This is a genomic window from Streptomyces cahuitamycinicus (assembly GCF_002891435.1).
GTDB lineage: Bacteria > Actinomycetota > Actinomycetes > Streptomycetales > Streptomycetaceae > Streptomyces > Streptomyces cahuitamycinicus.
Genome location: NZ_POUC01000473.1, coordinates 1 through 5,720 on the forward strand (window position 1 = coordinate 1; position 5,720 = coordinate 5,720).

5 protein-coding genes are annotated in these 5,720 nt (G+C 71.9%); 1 reads left to right on the forward strand and 4 read right to left on the reverse strand.

The features are described 5' to 3' along the window. Positions 1–42: 42 nt before the first annotated feature. Genes C1J00_RS37000 through C1J00_RS37010 form a run of 3 tightly spaced genes read right to left on the reverse strand, consistent with a single transcriptional unit; the run spans position 43 to position 3,909 of the window. Positions 43–2,256 carry a xanthine dehydrogenase family protein molybdopterin-binding subunit gene (locus C1J00_RS37000; RefSeq protein ID WP_102913301.1) on the reverse strand — a complete coding sequence of 738 codons (2,214 nt, stop codon included), beginning with the start codon at positions 2,254–2,256 and terminating at the stop codon, positions 43–45. After that, positions 2,253–3,233, reverse strand: coding sequence for an FAD binding domain-containing protein (locus C1J00_RS37005; protein WP_102913302.1), 981 nt, complete (start codon positions 3,231–3,233; stop codon positions 2,253–2,255). The genes C1J00_RS37000 and C1J00_RS37005 overlap by 4 nt, the downstream gene beginning before the upstream one ends. A 13-nt stretch (positions 3,234–3,246) precedes the next feature. After that, a complete protein-coding gene (locus tag C1J00_RS37010; protein WP_102913303.1) occupies positions 3,247–3,909 on the reverse strand; it encodes a (2Fe-2S)-binding protein in 663 nt (220 codons plus the stop codon). A gap of 496 nt (positions 3,910–4,405) precedes the next feature. Here C1J00_RS37010 and argB point away from each other — a divergent pair, with 496 nt between their 5' ends. Continuing rightward, positions 4,406–5,287, forward strand: coding sequence for an acetylglutamate kinase (gene argB, locus C1J00_RS37015; protein ID WP_439333467.1), 882 nt, complete (start codon positions 4,406–4,408; stop codon positions 5,285–5,287). On the opposite strand, the gene C1J00_RS37020 is transcribed toward argB, so the two are convergent. Then, a partial coding sequence (locus tag C1J00_RS37020; protein WP_102913305.1) for a GNAT family N-acetyltransferase occupies positions 5,274–5,720 on the reverse strand: 447 nt, incomplete at its 5' end. The two genes, argB and C1J00_RS37020, sit on opposite strands and share 14 nt — an antisense overlap.

The window sequence follows — 5,720 nt, forward strand, 5'->3', positions numbered from 1 at the left end:
GCTGCGGGCTTCCCGGGGGGAGGGGGACCGGCCGTCCGGGGTTCAGAGCAGGGCTTCAGCGGTGATGGGCAACTCGCGGACCCGTCGCCCGGTGGCGTGGAAGACCGCGTTGGCGATGGCGGACGCCACGCCGATCTGCACCAGTTCCCCGAGGCCCTTGACGCCGATGGGGTCGGCTCTGTAGTCCTCCCCGTCGAGGTAGACGGCCTTCAGGGCGGGGATGTCGGCGTTGACGGGGACCAGGTAGTCGGCGAGGTCGGCGTTGACGATCCGGCCGTCGCGGTGGTCGGTGACCGTGTGCTCCAGCAGGGCCTGGCCGATGCCGCCCACCATGGCGCCGATGGCCTGGCTGTCGGCGAGCTTGGGGCTGATGATGCGCCCCGCGTCGTACACGCCGAGCATCCGCCGCACCCGGACAAGACCGAGTTCGGCGTCGACCGCCACCTCGGCGAACATCGCGGCGTAGCCGTACATCGAGTACCGCCTCTGCGCCTCCGGCTCCGGGGCGTAGGATCCGCGGGCCTCCAGGTGGGTGAGGTCGTTGCGGGCCAGGAGCTGCCGGTAGGTCTCCCCGCGCGAGGTGTTGCCCTTCACGTGCAGTCGGCCGCCGCGGACCACGACGTCGTCGGGGGCGACGCCGTGCAGGGGTGAGCGTTCGTCCTCGACCGCGAGGGTGACGGCCTGCTGCCGCAGCTTGTCGCAGGTGTCCTGGACGGCGGATCCCACGCTGGCCATGGTCTGCGAGGCGCCCTGCCCCGGGGCCGGCGGCATGGCCGAGTCGCCGAGCCGGAACGTCACCCGGCGTACCGCCAGGCCGAGGGCGTCGGCGGCGACCTGGGTCATGGAGGTGTACGTGCCGGCGCCGTGGTCGTGGGTCGCGGACTGGACCACCGCGGTGCCGTCGGCGTCGAGCCGGGCGTGGGCCTCGGCCCGTCCCCGGAAGACGTCGTAGCAGCCGGTGGCCACGCCGGTTCCGAGGAGCCAGTCGCCGTCACGCGTGGAGCGCGGCCTGGGGTTGCGCCGGTTCCAGCCGAACTCGCGGGCACCGACGCGGAAGCACTCGGTCAGCCGCCGGGTGGAGAAGGGGTGCCCGTTCGACAGATCTTCGTGCGGCTCGTTGCGCAGGCGCAACTCGATCGGGTCGATGTCCAGTTCGTGGGCGAGTTCGTCCATCGCGGACTCGATGGCGAAGGCGGCGTTGCTGTAGCCGGGGCCGCGCATCCACAGCGGGGTGCTGACGTCGAGCGGCACGATCTGCACGTTCTGGCTGACGTTCGGTACGGCGTAGAGCATCTGCCCGAGTGCCTTGTTGGCCTCCCAGAACTGCTCGTAGCGGGAGGTCTCGTACTTCATCTCGTGGACCATCGCGGTCAGCCGCCCGCGCCGGGTGCTGCCCAGGGTCAGCTTGTACTCGTAGGCGGGCCGGTAGCCGACCGTGAAGTACATCTGCCTGCGGGTCAGCACGAGTTTCACCGGACGGCCCACCTCGCGAGCGGCGAGCGCCGCGACGGCGACGTGCGGCCAGGCGCGCAGGGCGCTGCCGAACGCGCCGCCGACGAACGGCGAGAGGACGCGTACGTTCTCCGTCGGTATGCCGAACACGGCCGCGACCTCGGTCTGCGTGCCGATCACCCACTGGGTCTTGTCCCACAGGGTGAGCCGGTCGCCGTCCCAGCGGGCGATGGTGGCGTGCGTCTCCATGGGGTTGTGGTGGTTGCGCGCGGTCCGGAAGGTCAGCTCCTTGCGGACATCCGCCGAAGCCAGCGCCTGCTCGGCGTCGCCCCGTGCGTAGGGCAGCGCGAAGGGCGCGGGTCCGGCCTGGGCCGGGCTGCGGGTCAGGTCGGTCGCGGACCTCTCGGCGTCGTAGGAGACCTCGACCAGGTCGGCGGCGTGCTGTGCGACCTCCAGCGTGGTGGCCACCACCACGGCGACCGGCTGGCCGAAGAACTGGACGGCGTCGTCCTGGAAGACGCGTAGCTGCCGCCCCGGGAAACGGCCGCTGGCGGGATTGTCGCGGTACGCCAGTTTCGGCGCGTTGCGGTGGGTGATCACCTTCAGGACACCGCGCTGGGCTTCGGCGGCGCGCGTGTCGATGGCGGTGATGCGGCCACGGCCGATGGCGCTGCTGACGACGACGGCGTGGGCGACGCCGTCGATGTCGTGGTCGGCGGCATACATCGCCCGGCCGGTGACCTTCAGCCGCCCGTCCACCCGGGACAGCGGCGCTCCGACGGCTGCCTGTGGCTGCCGGCTCATTTGCCACCTCCTACGACGCGCAGTTGGCGCTCGACGGTCCGTTTGAGCAACTCGACCTTGAAACGGTTGTGCTGGAGGGGCCGGGCCCCGTCCGCCGCCCGCTGGGCGGCCCTGGTCCACAGGGCGTGGGACGGCCGCTGCCCGATGAGCTGCCGCTCGACGGCGGGCAGTTTCCAGGGCACGGTGCCCACGCCTCCGGCGGCCACCCTCGCCTCGCGGATCACCCCGCCGCTGATGTGCAGGGCCACCGCCGCCGAGGTGAGCGCGAACTCGTAGGACTGCCGGTCGCGCACCTTCAGGTAGCCCGACTTCAGCGGGCGGGGAAGGGCCGGAAGCTCCACTGCGGCAATCAACTCGCCTTTGCGCAAAGCATGTTCGCGGTCCGGTGTGTTGCCCGGCCTGAGCAGGAAGTCGGTGAAGGGCACGGTTCGCTCTCCGTCCGGGCCCAGCAGGTGGACCGTCGCTTCCAGGGCGGTGAAGGCCACGGCGACGTCGGAGGGGTGGGTGGCCACGCAGGCGTCGGAGGTGCCGAGGATCGCGTGGGTGCGGTTGACGCCGTGCAGGGCCGCACAACCCGAGCCCGGCTCACGCTTGTTGCAGGCGGCGCTCACGTCGCGGAAGTACGCGCAGCGGGTGCGCTGCATGATGTTGCCGCCGATGGTCGCCATGTTGCGCAGCTGTGCCGACGCGCTCAGCTCCAGCGCCTGGGAGATCACCGGGTACAGGGCACGCACCCCCCGGTGGGCGACGGCCTCGGACATGCGTACCAGCGCACCGATGCGCAGGCCCCCGCGCCGGGTGACCGTGATCTCGCGCAGCGGCAGGGCGCTGATGTCGACCAGGGTGCGGGGGCGTTCGACGGTTTCGCGCATGAGGTCGACCAGTGTGGTGCCCCCGGCGATGTAGCGTCCGCCGGCGCGGCCCGCGTCGAGGGCTTGCCGCGTGCCGGCGGCCCTGGTGTAGGAGAAGGGATGCATGGTGGGCCGGGCCTCATTTCCCGCGGGCGGTCTGCTCGACCGCGCGCACGATGTTCACGTAGCAGCCGCAGCGGCAGACGTTGCCGCTCATGAACTCCCGGATCTCCTCGGGTGAGCCGGTGCGTCCCTCGTCGATGCAGCCGACGCCGGACATGATCTGGCCTGCGGTGCAGTAGCCGCACTGGAAGGCGTCGTGGTCGATGAACGCCTGCTGCAAGGGGTGCAGTCGGTCCCCTTCGGCCAGGCCCTCGATGGTGGTGACCTCGGCTCCCTCCAGTCGGATCGCCAGGGTCAGGCAGGAGTTGACCCGGCGGCCGTCGACCAGGACGGTGCAGGCGCCGCAGGCACCGGCGTTGCAGCCCTTCTTCGAACCGGTCAGGTCCAGGTGCTCGCGCAGCAGGTCCAGCAGCGAGGTCCGGTTGTCGACCGTGACGGTGTGCCGTTCGCCGTTGACGGTCAAGGAGACGCGACTGTCGGGCGGCGCCCCGGCGGCGTCCGCGGGCTCGGCGCCGAACACGGACGGCCCCGCCACCAGACCGCCCGCGACGACAGCACCACCGGCGGCGGTGGTCGCGATGAACGTACGCCGGGACGGCACGGGCGCGGACTCCTCGGGAGGCTGCCCGGGAGTTCCCTCGGGGGGCGAAACAGCTGTCGTGGGGTGCTCAGGGGACATGACCCCTCTCTCGGTCGATGGGGGTGCACGCCGTCGGAGGAGCGCGGCGGCCGGCGCTCATCACCAACGGCATCCGCCTCACCAGGACGTCGATGGGGCGCGACATCCACTGTGCGGCACCGGGAGCGATGCAACGAGTGGAGGGTCTTGGGACGACTCCCGTATGTACCACTGCCGTTGGTACGTCTGGCAGTGGCAGGCTGATCGGTCCGGCGGCAGCGGTTCTCATGAGATGAGGTCCGGCCCCGGGGTATGGCGCAGCAGCGGCCGTCTCGTCGAGATTCGGCCGTCGCGGTCCAGTGCGGGGACGGCGGTTCCTCCGCGGGCCGGTCGCCGTCGAGCGGGCGCGCGGGCATTTTCCTGCCAAGAGATTAAGCTTAGGCTAACCTAAGAAACCGTCGGCTGCAGTCGCCGTCGACGCTGTGCCGGCCTCTCCGTCGAGAGCAGCGTCGCCGGCCCGGCCCGGCCCGCCACGAATCGGAGAGACCGCGTGACCGTGACTGCCGCCCGAGCAGGGGATCCGTCCGTTCAGGCAGTTCCCTGGCCCGAGGAACTGCGGGGCAGTGTGGTCGTCGTCAAGTTCGGCGGCAACGCCATGGTCGACGCGAAGCTCCAACTCACCTTCGCGCAGGACATCGTGGAGTTGTGGCACGCGGGCCTGCGGCCGGTCGTCGTGCACGGCGGTGGGCCTCAGATCAGCGCGATGCTCGACCGGCTCGGGCTGGAGACCCGCTTCGAGGCCGGGCTGCGGGTGACCACGCCCGAGACCATGGACGTGGTGCGCATGGTGCTGACGGGGCGCGTCCAGCGGGAGCTGGTCGGGCACATCAACGCCCACGGTCCGTTCGCGGTGGGTCTGACCGGGGAGGACGCGCACACGATGACGGCCGTGCGGCGGCCGGCCCGGGTCGACGGCCGGGCGGTGGACATCGGCCTCGTCGGCGACGTCGTGGACGTCAACCCGGCCATGGTGCGCGCGCTGCTGGAGCAGGACCGCATCCCCGTCGTCTCCCCCGTGGCCCGCGGCGCCGACGGGCAGGTCTACAACGTGAACGCCGATCTCGCGGCCGCGGCCCTCGCCGTCGCCCTCGACGCGGAGCGGCTGGTGATGCTCACCGACGTCGAGGGGCTGTACGCGGACTGGCCGCGCAGTACCGAGGTCATCGGGCGTCTGACGGCCCGCGCGCTGGACGGACTGCTGCCCGGGCTGGCGAGCGGGATGCTGCCGAAGATGGAGGGCTGTCTGCGGGCCGTCCGCGGCGGGGTGCGCAAGGCGCACGTGGTGGACGGGCGCGTGCCGCACGCGGTGCTGCGCAGTGTCCTCGCCGAGACCAGCCCGGGCACCACCGTGGTGCCCGACGCCGTCACCAGGTCCTGATCAGGACGCGTGCGTCGCGCCGCGGGTCCAGGGACTGCGCCCAGGTCCGTGGTGCACGGTGCGCGGTCGTGGGCGTGAAGCCGTGACGCAGGAACAGTCCGGCACTCCCGGTGGTCGCCGTGAACAGGGCGCCGAGCGACCGGGCGCGCGCCGTGACGAGCGCCGCGCGTAACAGCCCGGCTCCCGCTCCGCTCCCCTGCCGGTGTGCTGCCACACAGAAGTTGTAGACCACGCCCGCGAATTCGCCGGCCTCCCGCCCGTCCGCGGGGTACGAGCGCAGACCCACGCAGCCGTCGAGCGTGCCGTCAGGGGCCTCCAGGACCAGGAAGTCGGCCGCGTGGGCGGCGTAGAGGGAGACGGGGCGTTCGCGCAGCGCGCCCGAGCGCACGAAGGGCCGGGACAGGGCGGCGAGGGCGGCGGCCTCGTCCGGGCG